The organism is Nonomuraea sp. NPDC049486 (assembly GCF_040676925.1).
Taxonomy (GTDB): Bacteria; Actinomycetota; Actinomycetes; order Streptosporangiales; family Streptosporangiaceae; genus Nonomuraea; species Nonomuraea ferruginea.
Genome location: NZ_JBFAPV010000008.1, coordinates 348,811 through 366,763 on the forward strand (window position 1 = coordinate 348,811; position 17,953 = coordinate 366,763).

At 68.9% G+C, this 17,953-nt stretch carries 24 protein-coding genes and 1 tRNA gene; 23 read left to right on the forward strand and 2 right to left on the reverse strand.

Features of this window, described 5'->3' with window-relative positions; genetic code table 11:
- Positions 1–232 precede the first annotated feature (232 nt).
- Both AB0K05_RS24715 and AB0K05_RS24720 read left to right on the forward strand, forming a co-directional pair.
- Positions 233–880: a DUF6461 domain-containing protein gene (locus tag AB0K05_RS24715; RefSeq protein WP_364231909.1), complete on the forward strand. Its 648-nt coding sequence runs from the start codon at positions 233–235 to the stop codon at positions 878–880.
- A 630-nt stretch (positions 881–1,510) separates the two neighbouring features.
- Positions 1,511–2,296, forward strand: a complete 786-nt coding sequence (locus AB0K05_RS24720; RefSeq protein WP_271276288.1) for a hypothetical protein — start codon at positions 1,511–1,513, stop codon at positions 2,294–2,296.
- 124 nt (positions 2,297–2,420) lie between these two features.
- Here AB0K05_RS24720 and AB0K05_RS24725 read toward each other — a convergent pair.
- Positions 2,421–2,493 (reverse strand) — tRNA-Arg (locus AB0K05_RS24725).
- 179 nt (positions 2,494–2,672) lie between these two features.
- Here AB0K05_RS24725 and AB0K05_RS24730 point away from each other — a divergent pair.
- Both AB0K05_RS24730 and AB0K05_RS24735 read left to right on the forward strand, forming a co-directional pair.
- A complete protein-coding gene (locus AB0K05_RS24730) occupies positions 2,673–3,707 on the forward strand; it encodes a tyrosine-type recombinase/integrase (protein WP_364231912.1) in 1,035 nt (344 codons plus the stop codon).
- Between the two features lie 828 nt (positions 3,708–4,535).
- Complete coding sequence (locus AB0K05_RS24735; protein ID WP_364231914.1) at positions 4,536–4,889, forward strand: hypothetical protein; 354 nt, start codon at positions 4,536–4,538, stop codon at positions 4,887–4,889.
- On the opposite strand, the gene AB0K05_RS24740 is transcribed toward AB0K05_RS24735, so the two are convergent.
- Complete coding sequence (locus AB0K05_RS24740) at positions 4,886–5,389, reverse strand: helix-turn-helix transcriptional regulator (RefSeq protein ID WP_364231916.1); 504 nt, start codon at positions 5,387–5,389, stop codon at positions 4,886–4,888. The genes AB0K05_RS24735 and AB0K05_RS24740 overlap by 4 nt on opposite strands.
- A 171-nt stretch (positions 5,390–5,560) precedes the next feature.
- Here AB0K05_RS24740 and AB0K05_RS24745 point away from each other — a divergent pair, with 171 nt between their 5' ends.
- From AB0K05_RS24745 to AB0K05_RS24835, 19 genes are all read left to right on the forward strand, one after another.
- Positions 5,561–5,845 carry a hypothetical protein gene (locus AB0K05_RS24745; RefSeq protein WP_364231919.1) on the forward strand — a complete coding sequence of 95 codons (285 nt, stop codon included), beginning with the start codon at positions 5,561–5,563 and terminating at the stop codon, positions 5,843–5,845.
- Between the two features lie 16 nt (positions 5,846–5,861).
- Positions 5,862–6,068, forward strand: a complete 207-nt coding sequence (locus AB0K05_RS24750) for a helix-turn-helix domain-containing protein (RefSeq protein ID WP_364231921.1) — start codon at positions 5,862–5,864, stop codon at positions 6,066–6,068.
- Complete coding sequence (locus AB0K05_RS24755; RefSeq protein ID WP_364231923.1) at positions 6,068–6,343, forward strand: hypothetical protein; 276 nt, start codon at positions 6,068–6,070, stop codon at positions 6,341–6,343. The genes AB0K05_RS24750 and AB0K05_RS24755 overlap by 1 nt, the downstream gene beginning before the upstream one ends.
- Entirely contained in the window at positions 6,340–6,687 is a 348-nt protein-coding gene (locus AB0K05_RS24760; RefSeq protein WP_364231926.1) for a hypothetical protein, read from the forward strand. The genes AB0K05_RS24755 and AB0K05_RS24760 overlap by 4 nt, the downstream gene beginning before the upstream one ends.
- Positions 6,684–7,181: a hypothetical protein gene (locus AB0K05_RS24765; RefSeq protein WP_364231928.1), complete on the forward strand. Its 498-nt coding sequence runs from the start codon at positions 6,684–6,686 to the stop codon at positions 7,179–7,181. The genes AB0K05_RS24760 and AB0K05_RS24765 overlap by 4 nt, the downstream gene beginning before the upstream one ends.
- Positions 7,178–7,423, forward strand: coding sequence for a hypothetical protein (locus AB0K05_RS24770; RefSeq protein WP_364231931.1), 246 nt, complete (start codon positions 7,178–7,180; stop codon positions 7,421–7,423). The genes AB0K05_RS24765 and AB0K05_RS24770 overlap by 4 nt, the downstream gene beginning before the upstream one ends.
- Positions 7,420–7,803: a hypothetical protein gene (locus AB0K05_RS24775; protein ID WP_364231934.1), complete on the forward strand. Its 384-nt coding sequence runs from the start codon at positions 7,420–7,422 to the stop codon at positions 7,801–7,803. The genes AB0K05_RS24770 and AB0K05_RS24775 overlap by 4 nt, the downstream gene beginning before the upstream one ends.
- The gene (locus AB0K05_RS24780; RefSeq protein ID WP_364231936.1) at positions 7,800–8,054 is read left to right on the forward strand and encodes a hypothetical protein; all 255 of its coding nucleotides are present in this window, start codon (positions 7,800–7,802) and stop codon (positions 8,052–8,054) included. Before AB0K05_RS24775 ends, AB0K05_RS24780 begins: the two co-directional genes overlap by 4 nt.
- Positions 8,051–9,160: a DNA polymerase III subunit beta gene (dnaN, locus tag AB0K05_RS24785; RefSeq protein WP_364231939.1), complete on the forward strand. Its 1,110-nt coding sequence runs from the start codon at positions 8,051–8,053 to the stop codon at positions 9,158–9,160. The genes AB0K05_RS24780 and dnaN overlap by 4 nt, the downstream gene beginning before the upstream one ends.
- Before the next feature lie 23 nt (positions 9,161–9,183).
- The gene (locus AB0K05_RS24790) at positions 9,184–9,534 is read left to right on the forward strand and encodes a hypothetical protein (protein WP_364231942.1); all 351 of its coding nucleotides are present in this window, start codon (positions 9,184–9,186) and stop codon (positions 9,532–9,534) included.
- Positions 9,535–9,649: 115 nt separating this feature from the next.
- A complete protein-coding gene (locus AB0K05_RS24795) occupies positions 9,650–9,838 on the forward strand; it encodes a hypothetical protein (RefSeq protein WP_364231944.1) in 189 nt (62 codons plus the stop codon).
- A gap of 71 nt (positions 9,839–9,909) precedes the next feature.
- Entirely contained in the window at positions 9,910–10,257 is a 348-nt protein-coding gene (locus AB0K05_RS24800) for a hypothetical protein (RefSeq protein ID WP_364231947.1), read from the forward strand.
- Entirely contained in the window at positions 10,200–12,182 is a 1,983-nt protein-coding gene (locus AB0K05_RS24805; protein WP_364231950.1) for a UvrD-helicase domain-containing protein, read from the forward strand. The genes AB0K05_RS24800 and AB0K05_RS24805 overlap by 58 nt, the downstream gene beginning before the upstream one ends.
- The gene (locus AB0K05_RS24810; protein ID WP_364231952.1) at positions 12,179–12,811 is read left to right on the forward strand and encodes a hypothetical protein; all 633 of its coding nucleotides are present in this window, start codon (positions 12,179–12,181) and stop codon (positions 12,809–12,811) included. Before AB0K05_RS24805 ends, AB0K05_RS24810 begins: the two co-directional genes overlap by 4 nt.
- Positions 12,808–13,584, forward strand: coding sequence for a hypothetical protein (locus AB0K05_RS24815; protein ID WP_364231954.1), 777 nt, complete (start codon positions 12,808–12,810; stop codon positions 13,582–13,584). The genes AB0K05_RS24810 and AB0K05_RS24815 overlap by 4 nt, the downstream gene beginning before the upstream one ends.
- Entirely contained in the window at positions 13,581–13,760 is a 180-nt protein-coding gene (locus AB0K05_RS24820; RefSeq protein WP_364231957.1) for a hypothetical protein, read from the forward strand. The genes AB0K05_RS24815 and AB0K05_RS24820 overlap by 4 nt, the downstream gene beginning before the upstream one ends.
- Before the next feature lie 110 nt (positions 13,761–13,870).
- Positions 13,871–14,539 carry a hypothetical protein gene (locus tag AB0K05_RS24825; protein WP_364231959.1) on the forward strand — a complete coding sequence of 223 codons (669 nt, stop codon included), beginning with the start codon at positions 13,871–13,873 and terminating at the stop codon, positions 14,537–14,539.
- Positions 14,540–14,629: 90 nt separating this feature from the next.
- On the forward strand, positions 14,630–17,221 hold the full coding sequence (locus AB0K05_RS24830) for a phage/plasmid primase, P4 family (RefSeq protein ID WP_364231961.1): 2,592 nt from the start codon (positions 14,630–14,632) through the stop codon (positions 17,219–17,221).
- Between the two features lie 235 nt (positions 17,222–17,456).
- Positions 17,457–17,807: a hypothetical protein gene (locus AB0K05_RS24835; protein ID WP_364231964.1), complete on the forward strand. Its 351-nt coding sequence runs from the start codon at positions 17,457–17,459 to the stop codon at positions 17,805–17,807.
- Positions 17,808–17,953 lie beyond the last annotated feature (146 nt).

Below are 17,953 nucleotides of genomic sequence, written 5' to 3' on the forward strand. Positions count from 1 at the left end.
TATGAGTTGCTGTACAAAGGTGCCCTGGCCATGGACGCTACAGATCAGGCCGCGCTCGCCTAGCTCCTTCATCGCGCGGCGGATAGTCATCTACGCCGTACTATTCCGAGAGATCAAGATCCGGGGGAAGCGCATCAAGTGGGTTCAGACATCCGCGTAGAGCTGGTGCGCGGATGCCGCTGGAACCGCCGGGTCCTCCAGTGTGCACGCTCGCGCGAGGACGCGCCCATGTGTGACCCCTTTTGTCATTCCCGGCTGGCAGCATGTCGGCATGATTGCGACTGCCGCTGACTACGCCTGGTTCACCTTTGGCCGGTTCATCTACGACGAGTACACCGATCTTCGGGAGGCATACTGTTTCACCCTCGTTCGCGGGCTGACACCTGAGCAGGTGCTGGCCCGGACCGGGGCCGAAGGCTTTCCGCCCATGGGACTCAAGGAGCTGATCAAAGCCGGGGTTTCCGACCTCGGTAGGTCCCGCTCCGGGTATGGCCACTTCTTCGGGGTCGCACCCATCGGTGACTGGGCGTTCATCGTCGAACCCAACGGCTTCATGGGCGTTCTCCCTGGCATCGCTGGACGGTTGTCGGCGGGCACCCGGCTGGTCTCGCATTTCCGCAATGTCAACGGGCAGGAAGACTTCCTCTGGATGGAAGACGGCCAGGAGCGTCTGGCCTTGGAGCCAAGCTTTTCCGACATCGACTCCTTCACCAAATGGGATGAGGAATTCACCGAGATCGCGCGGCAGGTCGAATTCGACGCCGCACACAGCAGTGAGTCGTTCCTCGCGATGGCCGAGCGCCTGACTGGGGTCAAGGTGACGCCGGAACTGCTGGAACAGTCGGTCTACCAGTGTGGAGTCGCGCCCAACTCGCAGTAACCACAGCTCCGTCACGGCTGGGATCCGCGGCAAGCAGGTAACGCCTTCGAGCTTGCCACTCACTGAGGAGAACCTGAGCGAGCTGATGAACGGCCGACCGCCTACGACGTCCCTTCAGGCGGAGATAGCTTTCTGGGCGGTCAGCATGACCGTCCGCTTTTCAGGTGTAGCAATCACCGTGCTCTCCAGCCCTCTACCAGAAGCTGGTCAGTCGTCGGGGTGCTCTTCGTGCGAGCCTGATGGCCGACGTTGCCGTCAGAAATACCGTCATGCCCAGTGCCGAGTCCGACGTAGGAGGGCATTGGCGGCGATCGTCCCGCGCATCCGGGTCCACTCGATGACCATGAACGTCTACATCCAGATCCCCAGCCCCGAAACCCGTAAGCGCTTGACCGGCTCAATCAGAGCCTCGCTCGCCCAAGTGAGAAATTACTGATCTCTCGGTACCACACATAGGTCCTCTGCGGGTATCCCAGAAAACCTATGTGTGTGCACAGGATCTCGTCATTACCGAAGGGATATGCCGGACTGGCCACGGTGGTCATATCGCTTCTCGCTGCTTGTGGTTCAAAAGAATGGAGCTTCCAGTGAGGCGCCAATTCACTGTCTGCCAGACGTAACGGAGGGCGAATGAAGCACCCTGTGATCTGCGAGCGGGCCAAGGGGCATTACTGCGGTTGTTCCGCGTGCGGTGGGGCTCAGCACGGCTGGACCAACGCTCTCCTGTTGGCCCGAGACCCTTCTCCCGTTGCTCGTCAAGAGGCGAGAGATCGCAGCGACACCGCATGGGCCGCGACTCGGCCTCCCGTAGGGCGACGCAAGCCATCCAAAGACAGGAAAGCAGCAGCCACCGATAGCGCCACGGTCGACATCGTTGATTGGCTATCCGAAAACCCGGACACCATCGACCGCATCCAGGAAATCGGAGACATCCTTGCTGGTCCTGTAATCCAGGAGCTCGACAATAGATTCGGCGGGAGCAACCCGCGAGAAGCAAGAAGGCAACTCACTAATCATTTCTGGTGCGATCTCCTCGTCGCCGTGGCCGAGGCCATCGAGAAATTCTCGAAAGCCATGGACCGAATCCCCGAGTACATGACGACGGTCATCCTGCAGTCCCGAAAGGCTGAAGGGCGCGGCGTCCTCCTCGATGCGCTGGTGGGCCTTGCCGTACGGACGGCATGGGAGCCCATCAAGAGGATGATCCACACGGTAGGGATCGAGGAGCTTCAACGAGGATGCCGGATCCTCGCCGTGCTGATCTGCCCCGCACCCGAGAATCACCAAGCCGTCCAGGACGGCGCCCTTCTCCCCTTGGCGAAGGAAGGGCTGTTGGAGACCAGCAGGGAGCGGCTTGAGCAGGTCTTCCCTGCCGATTGGGTTCAGCGCCTTCGAGAGGGCCTCGGCGAGGCATGAGCAGAGTGGCCGGCGTCCCGTAGGCATGAGCTGCACGCGTGGGGACCGGCGGTGTCGGACTGCGTTGCTGTACAAGATCGAAAAAGGCCCTCCGGGATCATCCCGAAGGGCCTTCTGCCAGGTGCGCGGCCGAGAGGACTCGAACCCCTAACCTTCTGATCCGTAGTCAGATGCTCTATCCATTGAGCTACGGCCGCTCGCTTTACCGCCCCTCACCTGCCGGTTTGGGCGACGGAGACAAGACTACCAGGTTCGCACGCTGCTTTTAGCCCGTCTGACCGCCGCCCCCACCTTGCCCAATCACAGACGGTGATACAAAATGAGGCGGGACGATACGAAACGAGTCGCCGGAGCTCGCCGAGCCGGAGGGCCTGACGTGCCAGACAATGTCATCGACTTCACCACCCGCCAGCCGCGAAAGCGACGACCCACCCGCGCCAGCCAGGCGATACCGATCCCGCACGGCGCGCACCTCACCCAGTGCCTGGAATCGTGGACGTTGGCGCTCGAATCCGCGAACAAGTCGCCGAAGACGATCCGCTCCTACACGGATGTCGCCCGGAAATTCGTCGCCTATCTCGCCGACAATTCGCTGCCGTGCGATGCGGAAAGGGTGGCGGCCGAGCATGTGCGCGCGTTCCTCGTCGCCGAGCGGGAACGCACCTCGGCCGCCTCCGCGGACGTCGCCTGGCGGAACCTGCACGTCTGGTTCGGCTGGCTGTGCTCGGACGAGATCGGCGAACGCACCACCGCCAGCCCGGTGCTCAAGAAGGACCGGCCGAACGTCCCGGCCAAGGTGCGCCAGTACATCAGCCCGGACGAGCAACGCCAGCTGCTCGCCACGGCGGCCGGGAAGTCGTTCGAGGACCGCCGCGACCGCGCGCTGATGACGATCCTGTACGACTCGGGTCCGCGCGCCTCCGGCATCATGGGCGTCCGCTGGACACCCCGGGATCCCGGCACGCACGACGTCGACCTGCGCGGCCGGCGACTCCGCATCGTGCTCAAGGGTGGCGACGAGCTGTGGTTGCCGTTGGGCGCCACCGCCGCCCAGGCCCTCGACCGCTACCTGCGGGCCAGGAGCGGCCACAGCAAGGCTCAGACGTCCCCGTGGCTGTGGCTCGGCATCCAAGGCCGCAACACCAGCCACATGTCTCCTGAGGGCCTCAGAGACATGCTGGCGCGACGGGCCGGCCAGGCCGGGATCCGCAAGGTGACGCCGCACGACTACCGCGGCACCGCCACCCACGAGCTCCTGAAGAGCGGGGCCGGCAAGGAAGCCGTGCAACGAATCCTCGGCTGGAAGACGGCCGACATGGTGGATCACTACAGCGACGGCCTGGCGGACGAGCGGGCGAGGGAGATCCATGCCCGGCACTCCCCCGCGGACCGGCTCGGATCAGCCGGATGACGGATCCATGACGGATCCGTCATCGCCCAAATCTGTGCCCTGACCAGGCTTTTTGCCGGGTCCGGCAAGAAGCCTGTGACGGATGACAGATTTTCCCGCATTGAGCGCCTTACGCGTGTGCGCGCGTGCGTCACGCGGGCGCGCACATACGCACGTAAGGGCGGGAATGTAGAGAAATCTGTCATCCGTCATGATCTTGCGTGGGTGGGACGCATCCTTGCAGGTCAGAGCCGAAAAAGAGCCGATGACGGATCCGTCATGGATCCGTCATCCCGGCTTACGCGTGCCGCCCGTTTCCCCGCCCGAGGTGAGGGTTTATCCCTCCGGGTAGAACATTATTCGCCCCTGCCCGATTTGCTGGTGACGGACGGGAATATATCGACTACTATCCGGTGCCAGATGGCGTGATGTCTGAGGCCAGGACCCCCAGCCCCCGCACGGCGGGCGGGCCCGAGCCTCCCAGGCAAGCGGTGCCCTCCCCGCCGTGCGGGCCTTGCGGAAGTCGACCCCGGTGACGCGTGGTCGACTCCGCACAATCCCCGCACCTGCCCCAAGATCCGGCAACCTATCCCGGCCGCCACAATCCGCTCACTCTGGCGGTATGCGCATGTATCCCGATCTGCGGTATTCGACCAGGTTTCCGGGTCTGCGTAACGTTTGCATCGGGAGCTACACGAATGGCGTTCACCTGTCAAGACGGCCGTTTCCCAGAAGGTGAAACCTTCAACATCTCGCCGGGGCGTCGTACTGTGGCTGGGCCGCTTGCCTGGGAACACGGCACAGCCTCATCAGCGCCGATGAGGCCGTCTGGGGGAAGGACCCGGAAAATTGGCTCGACTGCGCACCCTCACCCGGACCGCGATCGCCGGGACGGCCACCCTGTGGGCGGCCACGATCGCAACATCCATCACCGGCCACGGCTCCGACCGGTTGCACCTCACGATGTTGACCGCGTCCATGGTGGCCGCCGTCATCATCATCGTGCTCGCCCGCGAGAACGCCGTAGACGCCCGCGTCGCCGAGATCAGGGCCGACGTGTGCGACACCGTCCGCCAGGCCGCCGACGAGCTACACACCGCCGTGGACGCGGTGCGGCAGGATCGGGCGACGCTCACCGCGGTACGCACCCTCACCGCCGAGCTGGTGCATCACCGGCACGAGCACCGCGACAGGGTCGCCTAACCGGCCGCCCTGCGGTCGTGGCCGTCCGGGAGGTCGACCGCCGCCTCCCGGCCGGCCCGGCCGCTCAACCGCAACTCCTCAGGCCGCACAAGTTCGAGGTCGACCAGGAGGTCGCCGAGCGTTCTACCGGACGCTGCGGCGGCCTCCCGCAATTGCTGGAGCTGCTGGCGCAGGATGCGCGCGGTCGCGGCCATGATGTCGGGGCTGGCCTGGTCGAACGTGATCACCGGGAGCAGGTCGATGTCGCCGGCGGGCGCGGGCTGGCTAGTGAGCCCGGATAGGCGGATCGCTTCGGCGAGCGGCATGCCGATCGCGGACGCGATCTTTCGCACGGTGCGGGCCTGTGGCGGCACACGGTTGGTGGCGAGCCTGTTGTAGGTTGCCCGTCCGATCCCGGCCCGTTCGGCGAGTTGGTCGATCGTCCAGTCTTTTTCGGTGCGTACGTGTTCGGCGGCCTCCCAGAGGGGCCGGCCAGGTGTGGGCGATCCCTCAGCCGTCATGTCTCGTATTGCATCACATCGTCTCGTAACCCATCCAGTCAGAGGTTGTAAAACCTGACCTCTACGCCACCGCGTCCGCCTCGTCTCGTCTCGTTACGTATCGTCTTGCCTCGCAGCCGTCGTTTCTGTATCGTCTCGTCTCGTATCGCATCGCGTTTCGAGGAGGAGACGTTGGCCACATCGGAGAGACGATCGGCGGCCGCCCGGCTGGCCGCGCACGCCTCCTGGGCGCAGACGACGGACCGCAAGGCGCGCACCCGCAACGCCACTCAGGCCTCGCCGGTCTCGCTCGCCTACTGGGTCGACCGGCTGCGCGGCGAGCGCGAGTACGCGTCCGAGGACGACCTGCACGCGGCCGCCCGCAACGCCCTGTCGGCGGAGATGTCGCGGCGGGCCCTGGCCGGCGCCGACGCACGCAAGTCGCGGCAGGCCGGGCGTCCCGGCCGGGCCGCCTGAAGAGGAGAGACATCCCATGAACACCGAAACCGCAGCCACGGCCACGGCCGAGCGCCTGTACAAGCGGGGGGAGGCGGCCGAATACTGCCGCGTCTCCACCAGGACGATCACGCGGTGGGCGGACGAGGGCAAGCTGCCGCACGTCCGCAACCCGGGCGGCCACCGGCGTTACCGCGAAAGCGACCTGAAGGCGGTCATGGCCGTCAAGACGGGCGGGTCGTGATGGCCGCCTTCGAGAGCCTGCAGCCCGGCCAGCTCGCCCGGATCCGGCGGATGCACGCCCGCGACGGCGAACAGCCGCCGCCGATCGTCGTCGTCGAAAGCTTCCCGGAGCCGTGCGGTGACGGCGGCTGCCAGGACCTGAGGGTGACGGCGCGCGACCCGGTCACCGGCCGGGAGCTCATCTACCACCGGCCGCCCGGCTTCGACGCCGAGTTCTGGGGCGTCGCCTCCCCCACCCCCTCCCTCGTCACCGAGTTGAAGGAGCAGAGCGCGTGATCAGTCACACGCACGTCGAAACCCTGCGCGAGCAGGTCGCCCAGGCCCAGCGTGTCCTGGCCGGCTGGGAGCAGCTGCTCTCCACCGCCGAGCAGCAGGCGCGGGCCGGGCAGCTGCTGCCGGACCCGTTGATGCCGACCGGCACGCCGTGGCCGGTGCCTGACCTGGCGCCGGTGGAGCGGCGGCAGCCGTACCCGGCGTCGACGTCGGTGATGCCCGCCATCGACGGGTCTACCCTGCCGCCGTCGCAGGAGGCCGCGATCGGCACCATCTGGTCCGAGCATGACCAGCACGCCACCTCCCCCAAGGGTGTCCGCGAGGACGAGAAGTGGAGGCAAGCGTGAGCGACTTCGTCGACAGCGACGGCGACAAGCTGAAGATCGAGCGGCCTCTGACTTACGAAGGCCGCGCCTTCGTTACCATCGAGGGCTCCGGGGGTGGCGTCTACGTATCCGCCGCCGACCTGCCGATGGTTGTTGCCGCGCTGTACCAGGCCGCCGGGCAGCAGCCGCCTCTCATCGCACGTCGCGTCTACTTCGGCGACAACCCGAAACTGCATGAGAAGCTGCGGGTCGCGGTCAACGGCGTGCTGGTCGAGCGCAAGGGCCACCGTCTCCACCTGTTCGGGCGAGAGTTCGACGTGACGACGGCCGAGATGATCGCCGGCGCCCTCTTGGAACTGGTGGAGGCCGCCACCGCCGAGCCGGACCCGGAACTGCTCGCCGCGCTCTCCGAAACGCTGGACGGGGCGCTCGGCGGAGAAGGGCTGTTCGACACCGAGCTGCTCGCCCGCGACGTCCTGGCCGCCTACAAGGTCGAGAAGCGGAGGCAGCCGTGATCTCGGTCGTCCTGTTCGCGGGGGTCGTCGCCCTGCTCGCCCTCGCGCTCGGCCTGCGCTGCCTGGCCCGCCGCCGCTGGCTGGAGGCCGGTGTCAGCCTCGCCGGGTCGATCGTGTGCGCGGTCCTGGCCGCCGCCGGGAGCGGGGGTGACCCGCCGCTGTGGCTGCTCCTGTGGATGGTGTGGGTCGTCATCGCGCTCGTGATGCTCGGCTTCTACTCGTTCCTGCGGGCGGTCGTGTGAACGGGCCGCGCTCGTGGACGGTCGAGCTGCCGGCCGGGATGAAGCTGCTCAACGCCAACCAGCGTGCACACTGGCGGATCCGGTCGGAGCGGACGAGAGCGCTCCGGGAGCAGGCGTACGCGCGCGCCATGCTGCTGGAGATCCCGGCCCTGCGCAGGGCGCACATCGTCGGCGAGTACCGGCCGCCCGACCGGCGGCGGCGGGACGTCGCCAACCTGTACCCGTCGTTCAAGGCCTGCATCGACGGCCTGGTGGACGCCCGGGTGCTGCCGGACGACGATGACACGCATCTGGTCGGGCCGGACATGCGGCTCGGTGAGCACGTCGTCAGCGGCCAGCTCGTCCTCCACATCACCGAACTCCCGGAGGTGGCGCGGTGAGCGCGATCGCCGAGTGGATCAGGCCGTGGTATCCGGGCGGCGAGGACGTGAAGGCCGGCCGGTTCGACCAGCCGCCCGTCTTCATCGGCCACCTCTACCCCGACTGCCCGCAGCTGCTGAGCGTCGACCCGGCGCCGCGCGAAGGCTCCGGCTGGCTCGACCCCCGCGCCCCCGGCACCTGCCCCGCCTGCCTGCCCAGTCGGGAGCCGACGGCGCCGCCCGTTCACGAAGGTCAGGAGACCCTCCTATGACGATGATGTTCACGATGATGGCCGGGGAGCTGGCCGAGGCTGCCGCGTGGACGGCGCATGCGCTGCCTCGCCGTGCCACCCTGCCGGTCCTGGCCGGGATGCTGGTCGAGGCCGGAGACGGCGAGGTCGCCTTCTCGGCGTTCGACTACGAGACGAGCAGGCGCCGCACCGCCGAGGTGGCGGCGAAGCCGGGCCGCGTCCTGCTGCCCGGGCGGCTGCTGGCCGAGGTGGCCAAAACCCTGCCGAAGAACGAGTTCGTCGACGTCGAAGCCGACGAGCGGCAGGCCTGGATCCGGTGCGGTAAGGCCGCGTTCGAGATCCCGGCCATGCCGGTCGAGGACTACCCGAAGATGCCGAAGATGCCCGCCGCGGTCGCATCCATACCGGCCAAGCAGCTGACCGACGCGGTCGGCAGGGTGGCGCCTGCCGCCGGCACGGACGATACGGTGCCGATGCTGACCGGGGTGCGGGTCGAAGCCTCGGATGGGCTCCTGAGCTTGGCGGCGACGGACCGGTACCGGATCGCCTGGCACACGATCGGCTGGCAGCCGGTGGTGGACGCCGGCGACGTGGCCGCCGTCATCCCCGCCAAGACGCTCGCGGACATCGTGAAGGGGTTCCCGGACGGGGACGTGCAGGTCGGCGTCGACGGCAGCATGGCGTCGTTCTCGTGCGACGGCTACAGCACGACGGTGCGGCTGCTCGACCCCGAATACCCGAACCTGCGCGCCCACTACGGGAAGGTGGCCGAGGCGCCGCACAAGGCCACCGTGGACAGCGGCGAGCTCGCCCAGGTGGTGCGCCGCGTGAGCCTGCTCGCCGCTCGACACACCGCGGTTCGGCTCGCCTTCACGTCCGGCCAGGTGACGGTGGAGGCTGGCAGCGCCGACGGCGGGCTCGGCCGCGAAGCCATGGACGCCCAGCTCGACGGTGGCGACGTCGAGATCGCGTTCAACCCGCGATATCTGGCCGACGCGCTCGCCGCGGTGGGCGGCCAGGTGGAGTTGCGCATGCTCGGCAACGGCAAGCCCGCGCTGTTCCAGGCGGCCGGCGTCGACGGGGAGCCGGGCTACTGGCATGTGGTCATGTCGGTGAGGCTGTCGTGATTGCGGCCAAGCTCCGGGATTGGTTGCGGTCGCGTGCCGGCCTGGTGGCGGAGGTGCGGGAGGCGCGGGAGCGGTGCGTCCAGTACGCGGCCTGGCTGGAGCAGGCCCGGCAGCAGACGGAGCGGGCCCGGCGGCAGCGGGATGAGGTGGCCCGGGAGCGGGGTGAGGCGGTGCGCAAGCTGGCGGTGGCCGAACGCCGGGTCGCCGGCCTGACCGACACGATCGAGGTGCTGGGCGAGCCGGACAGGTCGGTGCGGGGCCCGTCGCCGCGCACGCCCGCCCAGGAGTTGCTGCAGTGCCGGGCGCACGTGGAGGCCCTCGAACGGCGCCTGCACGAGCTCACCTCGAAGTCGATGGCGGCCGACCAGCGCTGACGTCTCCGTCGCGGGGTTCAGCACAACCATCCGTGTATCGTCTTGCCTCGTTTCGTCTCGTCTTGTATCGTCTTGTATGTCAGGGCGAGACGAAACGAGACATTAGGGAGTTCCGATGGTGTGGTTCATCAGCGCGGAGGCCGAGCTCGCGGCCGACATCGCCCGGCTCGACCGCATGACCCCCGCCGAACTCGCCCGCGAGACGGCCGCCTGTGAGGCGTTCATCGCCTACGGCCAGGAGCTGCCGGGCGACTTGAAGTACCGGGCGGAGCTGGAGAAGCGCGCCCACCTCGCCCACGCCTGACCACCCCGCGGGCGGCCCCCCGATCGGGGGCGGGGCCGCCCACCCATCCGCCCCGCCGGAGAGAGAAGATCATGACTTTCGTTTACGCCGACCCGGACGTGATCCGGCAGCGGCAGACCGCGGCCGCCACCGTGCTCGTCAAGCTGCTCGCCGAGCAGCTGCCGCAGGCGGCCTGGGGCATCACCGACGTCCTGGACCCCAGCAACCCGGGCGAGATCGACGGGCAGATCAGCGAGGACAGCGACGACGCGGCCGTGACCGCCGTCAAGGCGTGGGCCCGCCGCCTCGGTGCCGCCCCGGAGTGGAAGACCGACACCATCCTGGAGGTGGCCGCCCCCGTCGACGGCATCACCGTCATCGTATGGACGCTGATCTCCCAGAAGCCGAGCAGCCCCGCCCCTGTGGCGGTGTCCAGCTGATGTTCTCCCAGCCCGCCCCCTACACCGAGGCCCCGGCCACGCTGGGGTTCACGGTCCCCCAGCCGCCCGTCCACGCCGTCCCGGCCGTCGCGACCCCGGCCGCGCCCGTCTTCGAGCACAAGCCGACCGGCGAGCAGCAGGCGATCCTGGACGCGGCCGCCACCGGGCAGCCGCTCGTCGTCCAGGCCGGCGCCGGAACCGGCAAGACGTCGACGTTGAAGATGCTGGCCGCCGCCCAGAACCGGCAGCGGATGCTGTATCTCGCCTACAACAAGGCGATCGCTGATGAGGCCGCCGCCGCGTTCCCGGCCAACACGGACTGCCGCACCGCCCACAGCTTGGCGTTCCGCGCCGTCGGCCACCAGTTCAAGCACAGGTTGAACGGGCCGCGGCTCCCGGCGCGGGAGGTGGCGCGCTACCTCGCGATCCCGGCCGTGCTCGACCTCGGCCAGCACGCGCTCACGAGCGTGAAGGTGGCCAGGATCGTCATGGACACGATCCGGCTGTTCTGCCACTCCGACGACGACGAGGTGTACACCACGCACGTCCCGGACGTGCCCGGCCTGTCTCCTGAGGCGGCCAGCGCGCTGCGCTTCGATGTGGTGCCGCTCGCCCGCCGCGCATGGGAGGACCTCACCTCGATGGACGGGAAGCTGAAGTTCGAGCACGACCACTACCTGAAGATGTGGGCGCTCACCCGGCCGACCCTCCCGTACGGCGTCGTGCTGCTGGATGAGGCGCAGGACGCGAATCCGGTCATCGCGGCCGTGGTCGAGCAGCAGGCCGCCCAGCGGATCCTGGTCGGCGACCAGTCGCAGGCCATCTACGGCTGGCGCGGGGCGGTCGACGCCATGCAGGAGTTCGAGGGCACCCGCCTGTCGTTGACGCAGAGCTTCAGGTTCGGGCAGCGCATCGCCGATGAAGCCAACCGGTGGCTCGAACTCCTGGACGCGCCGCTCAGGCTCACCGGCAACCCGGGCAAGGACTCCCGGCTCGACATGGTGCCGCACCCGGGCGCCGTCCTGTGCCGGACCAACGCGGGCGCGGTCGGGCAGGCGATGGCGGCGATCGGCGCCGGCCTGCGTCCCGCGATGGTGGGCGGCGGCGACGACATCCGGCGGCTGGCGAAGGCCTGCCAGGACCTGCGCTGCGGGAAGGGCACCGAGCACCCCGAGCTGATGGCGTTCGCCTCGTGGGCGGAGGTGCGCGAGTACGCCGAGCACGACGCCGGCGGCCAGGACTTGAAGACCCTCGTCAAGCTGGTCGACAGTCACGGGCCGGAAGCCATCCTCAAGGTGGTCGACCAGCTGGTGGACGAGCACAACGCCGACATCACCATCAGTACCGCCCACCGGGCGAAAGGCCGCGAGTGGGACACCGTGCGCCTCGCGGCGGACTTCCAGGAGCCGTACGACCCGGAAGGGCGACTCGTCCCGGCCGAGGCGATGCTCACCTACGTCGCCGTCACCCGCGCGAAGGACGTGCTCGACTGCCGGAACCTGTACGGGCCTGTGGACGACGCTCCGGCCGTCCACAGAACCGCGCTCGACACCGCGCCGCCGGTCCCGGCCGCGGAAGAGTCCGCCGTCGTGGACACACTCACCCCCGACCCGCCCCGCGCCGACACGGATCTGCCGGCCGACCTTGTGGGCTGGCTCGACCTCGCCGCGAAGGCGGCCGAGCACGAGAAGGGCTGGAAGGAGGCGAAGGACGCCGCCATCCAGAAGCTGAAGGACTTCATGGCCGAGCGCAGCCTCGACGAAGCCACCGTTGCCGGGCGCCCCGCGGTCACGTGGCGGGAGTCGAAGGCGGCCCCGCACTTCGACTCCAAGGCCTTCGCCAAGGACCACCCCGACATCTACGAGCAGTACCTGGTCGCCAAGAAGGCGGCCAGGCCCTTCAAGCTGACAGGAGACTGGACATGATCACCCCCCTTCCGAGCAAGGGCGACGTGGTCGACGTCACCCTCAAGGGTGTGCGCGTCGACCACGTCGAACTGCCCTCTGGAGGCTTCCCCGCCGTCGTTTTCGTGGCGGTGCCGGGACCGGACGGCGGCGACAACGGGACGCTCCGGCTGCCCGCCCTCTCCCCCGCCATCACCACCGCCACCGTGGAGCGCGTGACGCCCGCCAACTGGCCGCCGCGGGTGGGTGATCTGTGGCGCGACGGCGACCTCGACCTGTGGTTCGCCACCACCGCGCACGTCTACCAGCACGGGCCCGGCGGGGATTTCCCGGCCGTGCCGGTGGTGGAGCTGGTGCCCGCCGGCGGCGGGCACGCCCGCGAGCCGCGCGACGTGAACCGGGAGTACGGGCCGATGCAGCTCGTCCACCGCGAGCAGGACGCCCCCGAGCCGGAGCCTGAGGGGTCGTGGCCGCCGAAGGTCGGCGAGGTGTGGACCGACCGGGACGGCGACGAGTGGACGGTCTCCGCCGAGCCGGGCGGGGTGTCGATGTACGACGACGGGGGCAACGGCATGTCTCCCGAATACGTGCGCACCCAGTGGGGGCCGCTCACCTTCACCCGCCGCGAGCAGCCCAAGGACGTCTCGTGACGGTCTCGTTCTCGCAGCCGGACGCGGGCTGGGCTTCCCCGGCCCTGTCCGGCCTGGCCGCCGCCATCGCCACCAACGTCGTCAGCGTCGTCAAGACCGCCGGCCAGAACGCGCCCCGCAGCCTGCAGCGGGTGATCGGCCCGTCCGAGATCGGCACCCCGTGCGTGCGCCGGTTGGCCTACAAGCTGTGCGACTGGCCCGAAACCAACACGGACTCGGACCCGTGGGCGTCCATCATCGGCACCGCCGTCCACTCGTGGATGGAGCAGACGTTCGCGGCCGAGAACCGCCGGCTCGGCCACGAGCGGTACGTGATCGAACGCCGCCTCCACATCCGCGGCAACATCCACGGGAACGCGGACCTTTTCGACCGGGCCACCGGGACGAACATGGACTGGAAGTGCGTCGGCCTTGACCGGCTCGACAAGTACCGCAAGAACGGGCCGGGCGACCAGTACCGGGTGCAGGCCCACCTGTACGGGCTCGGCCAGGAGAACGCCGGCGAAACCGTGAACGATGTCGCCGTCGTCTTCCTGCCCAGGGGCGGCCGCATCGACGGCCTGCACGTGTGGTGTGAGCCGTACGACCGGCAGGTCGCTCTGGCCGCGCTGGATCGGCTCGACGCGGTCATGACCATGCTCACCGTGCTGGACCCGCCCAACAACCCGCCCGCGTGGGCGTCGTTCCCGGCCGCCGACGCGTTTTGTACGTACTGTCCCTGGTTCCAGCCCGGCTCGACGGACGCGAGCAGGGGCTGTCCGGGGGCGTCATGAGCGACGCCCGGGACCGCCAGTGCGGGAACAAGCGCCGGCACGCCTCCCGCCGGGACGCCCTCGGCCACCTGTTCGGCCTGGTGCGCCGGGGCGCGTCCAAGACGATGCTGGGCGTCTACCGGTGCGGCGTGTGCGGGTCATGGCACGTCGGCCACCGCAAGATCCGCAAACGGTAACCGTCCGTACCGCAACCATCTCGCGTCTCGTATTGTATCGTCTCGTCTCGTTCTGTATCGTCTATCTCGCACACCTCAGCGCAACATCACGTCACATCGAAAGGCACATCATGTCCTTCTCCCAGCCCGCCCCGTCCTCCGACGTCAAGATCGCCGACTACGTCGGTCACCTGATCCTCTTCTACCCGCGCTCCATCCGCGCCGGCGTCCTCACCAGCAACGGCGTCGCCGACCCCATCGTCGCCGACGTCGTCATCCTCACCCACCCCGAAGGGCCGAAGGCCGAGGCCAACGTGCTCATCTTCCAGAAGGTGCTCATCGGCTCCCTCAAGAACAGCATCGGCCAGGACCCGGTCCTCGGCCGCCTCGCCAGGGGCGTCGCCAAGCCCGGCCAGTCCGCGCCGTACGTGCTGAACGAGTACGACCAGAACGACGCCGCCTACGCCACCCAGTACCTCAACTCCGTCGGCGGCAACCCGTTCCCGTCCTTCCAGCCCGCCGCCGCCCCCGTCGCGGCGCCTGCCCCGCAGGCCGCCCCGGCTCCCGTCCCGGTCGCGGTGCCCACCGCCGCCCCCGCGGCCGCGCCGGTGGCTCCGCTCCCGCAGGCCGTCCCCGCGGCTCCTGCGGTCGCGCCGGCGCCGATGCCGCAGGCTCCCGGCGTCCCCGCCGCCCAGGCGCCCGTCCCCGTGGCGGCTCCGGTCGGTGCCGGGAGCGCTGAGGCTCAGGCCGCGGCGGCGGCGCTCGGCATGCAGGTGCCGCCCCCCGCACCCGGCCAGTAACCCCATGACCGGCCCCGACAGGATGCGCGAGTCCTGTCGGGGCCGCACCCATCTCCACCCAGAACCACAATCGAGAGCGGGGCCCCCACGTTGAACCACCTCCTGCAGACGGCCAGGGAGCTCCACCAGGCGGGCCTGTGCGTCATCCCTGCCCGGCACGGTAAGGCCCCCGCAGTGAAGTGGCGGCACTACACGGCCGCCGAAGGCTCCCAGCCCCGCCCCACTGTGGATGAGCTCGACGGGTGGTTCGGCGACGGCCGATACGACGGCCTTGGCATCGTCTGCGGAGCCGCATCCGGCGGGCTGGAGCTGTTCGAGTTCGAGGGCCGCGCCGTCCGCGAGAACATCGCCGCCGACTACACCGACCTGGCCGCCGCGTCCGGGCTGAAAGACCTATGGCAGCGCGTCACCACCGGATACATGGAGGTCACCCCCAGCGGCGGCATCCACCTCCTGTACCGGGTCGCCGGCGGGGATGCCCGCAACGTCAAGCTGGCCGCCCGGCCCGCCCGCCTCGACGAGCTGAACGAGCGCGAACACGAGGTCCTGGCCGAGAAGCCGCACACGACGTTTCCGCGCGTCCTCATCGAAACCCGCGCCGAAGGCGGGTTCGTCGTCGTCGCCCCCTCCGGCGGGAGCGTTCACGACACGATCCCGGGCGGCGTGTGGCAGCTGGTCGCCGGCGGCCCCGGCTCGATCCCCACCATCACCGTGGAGGAGCGCGACCAGCTGCACCACCTGGCGGCCGTCTTCGACCAGATGCCGGCCCCGGGAGATGCCTCCGCGCCGCCCACATCCCCGCTGTTCTCGCAGCCTGGACGCGTCTGGGACGACGAGGACGGGGTGTCGCCGGGCGACGACTACAACGAGCGCACCACCTGGGACGAGCTCCTGCTCCCGCGCGGCTGGACCCGCGTCTACACCGACAGTGCGGGGATCACGTACTGGTGCCGCCCCGGCAAACGCATGGGCGTCAGCGCGACCACCGGCCGCAACCAGGCCGACAACCTCTACGTGTGGTCCACCTCGACCGAGTTCGAGGCTGAACGCCCGTACGACCGGTTCGGCGCCTACGCCCATCTTGAACACCGCGGCGACCACTCCGCGGCGGCGAGCGCCCTGTCTGCGGCCGGGTACGGGCAGCGCGTCGAGCGCACAGTCCCGGCACCAGCCCCGTCCCCGCCCCCGCTGCAAGGGAATCTCGCCCCTGTCGTCGAACTTCACCCGGCCGGCCCGCCGCCGGTGCTGCAGGTCGTGGAAGAGCGCACCTACGCGCAGAGCGATGACGGCAACGCCCTCCAGCTGGTCGACCGGTTCGGCGACGTCGTCCGGTACGTGCCCGAACGCGGCCGGTGGATCGCCTGGACCGGCGTCCTGTGGGAGTGGCAGCCGCAGGGCGGCGGCCTCGTCCGCGAGTACGGGAAGCGCATCGCCCGCGGCCTGCCCGACGGCGAGAAGCAGGCGGTGCGGCACAAGAAGCACGCCCTCTCCTCCGCTGGCACCACCAGCATGCTGGCCCAGGCCCAGACCGACACCCGCATCGTGGTCGGCGTCGACGAGCTCGACGCCCACCCGTGGGAGCTGAACACGCCGGGCGGCATCGTCGACCTCAGGAGCGGCCGGCTCATGCCGTCCGACGCGTCCAGGCTGCACACGAAGGTGACCGCGTGCTCGCCCGACCCGCAGGCGGACCCGGCGCGCTGGCAGGCATTCCTGGCCGACACGTTCGGCGCCGACCAGCAGCTCGTCGCCTACCTGCAACGCCTGATCGGCTACAGCGCGACCGGCAGCGTGTCCAAGCACGTCCTGCCGTTCTGTGTCGGCTCCGGAGGCAACGGGAAAGGCGTCTTTCTCGAATCCATTGTTGGGGTTCTCGGCGACTATGCGACCACCGCGCCCAGCGGTTTCTTGATGGCGAAAGCGAATATCCAGCATGAGACCGAGATCGCCCGCCTGTCCGGCATGAGAATGGTCGTCTGCTCCGAAGTCGCGGACGATGACCGTTTCGACGAAGTGAAAGTGAAGCAGCTCACGGGCGGCGACACTCTCACCGCCCGGTTTATGCGCCAGGATCATTTCACGTTTACGCCGACCCACCATTTGTGGCTGATGGGCAACAACCAGCCCAGCGTGCGGGCGGGCGGGCGCGCGTTCTGGCGAAGGTTGCGCCTGATCCCGTTCGAGCACGAGGTGCCGGTCGAGCAGATGGTGGACGACCTGCAAGGCATCCTGGCCGGCGAGCACGGCCCCGCCCTCCTGGCCTGGATCGTGCAGGGTGCGGCCCTGTTCCACCAGGGCGGCCTGGCCGAGCCGGACAGTGTGAAGGCCGCGACTGAGCATTACGCCGCCGACCAGGACACCGTCAGCAGGTTCGTGGCCGAGTGCTGCCGGGTCGGCGGCGGCGAGCACGTGCAGATCAAGAAGTCGAAGCTGCGCGAGGCGTACGAGCGGTTCTGCTTCGACGAGGGCGCCACCCCGGTCAGCGCGAAGGCGCTCACCATGCAGCTGCGCAAGCACGGGGTGGCGGACGCCCGCGATTCGACCGCCCGCTCGTACGCGAACGTGTGCCTCTTCACCCCCGACCAAGATCATGACAGATCTTCGGATCCGTCACCGGATCCGTCATCGCCGGGCTTCGCCGGGCCGGGCGACTCCGACAAGTACGGCGGGCCGGGATGGTGAAGTCACTTCACACGCCCAAGATCATGACGGATCCGCGGATCCGTCATCGAATCTGTCATCGCGCCCTGACCTGCAAGGATGCCCGGTACACGTGCAAGATCATGACGGATGACAGATTTTCCCGCATTCCCGCCCTTACGTGCGCGTGTATGCGCGCGCGCGTCACGCGGGCGCGCCAAAGCCGGGGAACGCGAAGAAACCTGTCATCCGTCATGATCTTGGCGGGGGGCCGGAAATGATCTCCAGCCCGGCCGTGCTCGACACCTGCCGCCGATGCGGCAACCTGATCTTGAAAGCGCACAGTGAAGGGCTCGCGGTGCGCGCCAACCCCCAGCCGCTCGACCCGCGCGCCGAGCTCGGCGCCATCCTGGCCGGACAAGCCACCTACGACCTGCAGCCGCTCGGCCTGCCCAGGAAGCCGTACCTGTGGCACCGCCACCACTTCCGCATCGCCGGGAAACGGGAGTGGAAAGTCGTGGCCGACCATCGGTGCCCGCCCGGCCCGCATTTCCCGCCACCGCCCGGCCCGCCCACGCCGGTGTTCATCCCGTTCGCGTACTCGTGCCCCGACCAGCCGCCATTCTGAGGAGACTGCCCATGCGCGAAATCGTGGCCGCCAACCTGGAATGGGCTATCGAGTATTGGCCGGACTTGGTGGAGGCGAGAATGCCGCTCACCACGAAACCGTTGCGGCAGACGCGAACCATTTCCTCGGAGGAAAAGGTTCTTCAG

What these genes read in the sequence shown, in the direction of transcription:
- AB0K05_RS24820 (WP_364231957.1), top strand. Translation starts at nt 13,581, where the DNA reads ATGAGCGACGCCCGGGACCGCCAGTGCGGGAACAAGCGCCGGCACGCC.
- AB0K05_RS24740 (WP_364231916.1), bottom strand. Translation starts at nt 5,389, where the DNA reads ATGACGGCTGAGGGATCGCCCACACCTGGCCGGCCCCTCTGGGAGGCC.
- AB0K05_RS24720 (WP_271276288.1), top strand. Translation starts at nt 1,511, where the DNA reads ATGAAGCACCCTGTGATCTGCGAGCGGGCCAAGGGGCATTACTGCGGT.
- dnaN (WP_364231939.1), top strand. Translation starts at nt 8,051, where the DNA reads ATGACGATGATGTTCACGATGATGGCCGGGGAGCTGGCCGAGGCTGCC.
- AB0K05_RS24755 (WP_364231923.1), top strand. Translation starts at nt 6,068, where the DNA reads ATGGCCGCCTTCGAGAGCCTGCAGCCCGGCCAGCTCGCCCGGATCCGG.
- AB0K05_RS24805 (WP_364231950.1), top strand. Translation starts at nt 10,200, where the DNA reads ATGGACGCTGATCTCCCAGAAGCCGAGCAGCCCCGCCCCTGTGGCGGT.
- AB0K05_RS24750 (WP_364231921.1), top strand. Translation starts at nt 5,862, where the DNA reads ATGAACACCGAAACCGCAGCCACGGCCACGGCCGAGCGCCTGTACAAG.
- AB0K05_RS24795 (WP_364231944.1), top strand. Translation starts at nt 9,650, where the DNA reads ATGGTGTGGTTCATCAGCGCGGAGGCCGAGCTCGCGGCCGACATCGCC.
- AB0K05_RS24800 (WP_364231947.1), top strand. Translation starts at nt 9,910, where the DNA reads ATGACTTTCGTTTACGCCGACCCGGACGTGATCCGGCAGCGGCAGACC.
- AB0K05_RS24810 (WP_364231952.1), top strand. Translation starts at nt 12,179, where the DNA reads ATGATCACCCCCCTTCCGAGCAAGGGCGACGTGGTCGACGTCACCCTC.
- AB0K05_RS24835 (WP_364231964.1), top strand. Translation starts at nt 17,457, where the DNA reads ATGATCTCCAGCCCGGCCGTGCTCGACACCTGCCGCCGATGCGGCAAC.
- AB0K05_RS24825 (WP_364231959.1), top strand. Translation starts at nt 13,871, where the DNA reads ATGTCCTTCTCCCAGCCCGCCCCGTCCTCCGACGTCAAGATCGCCGAC.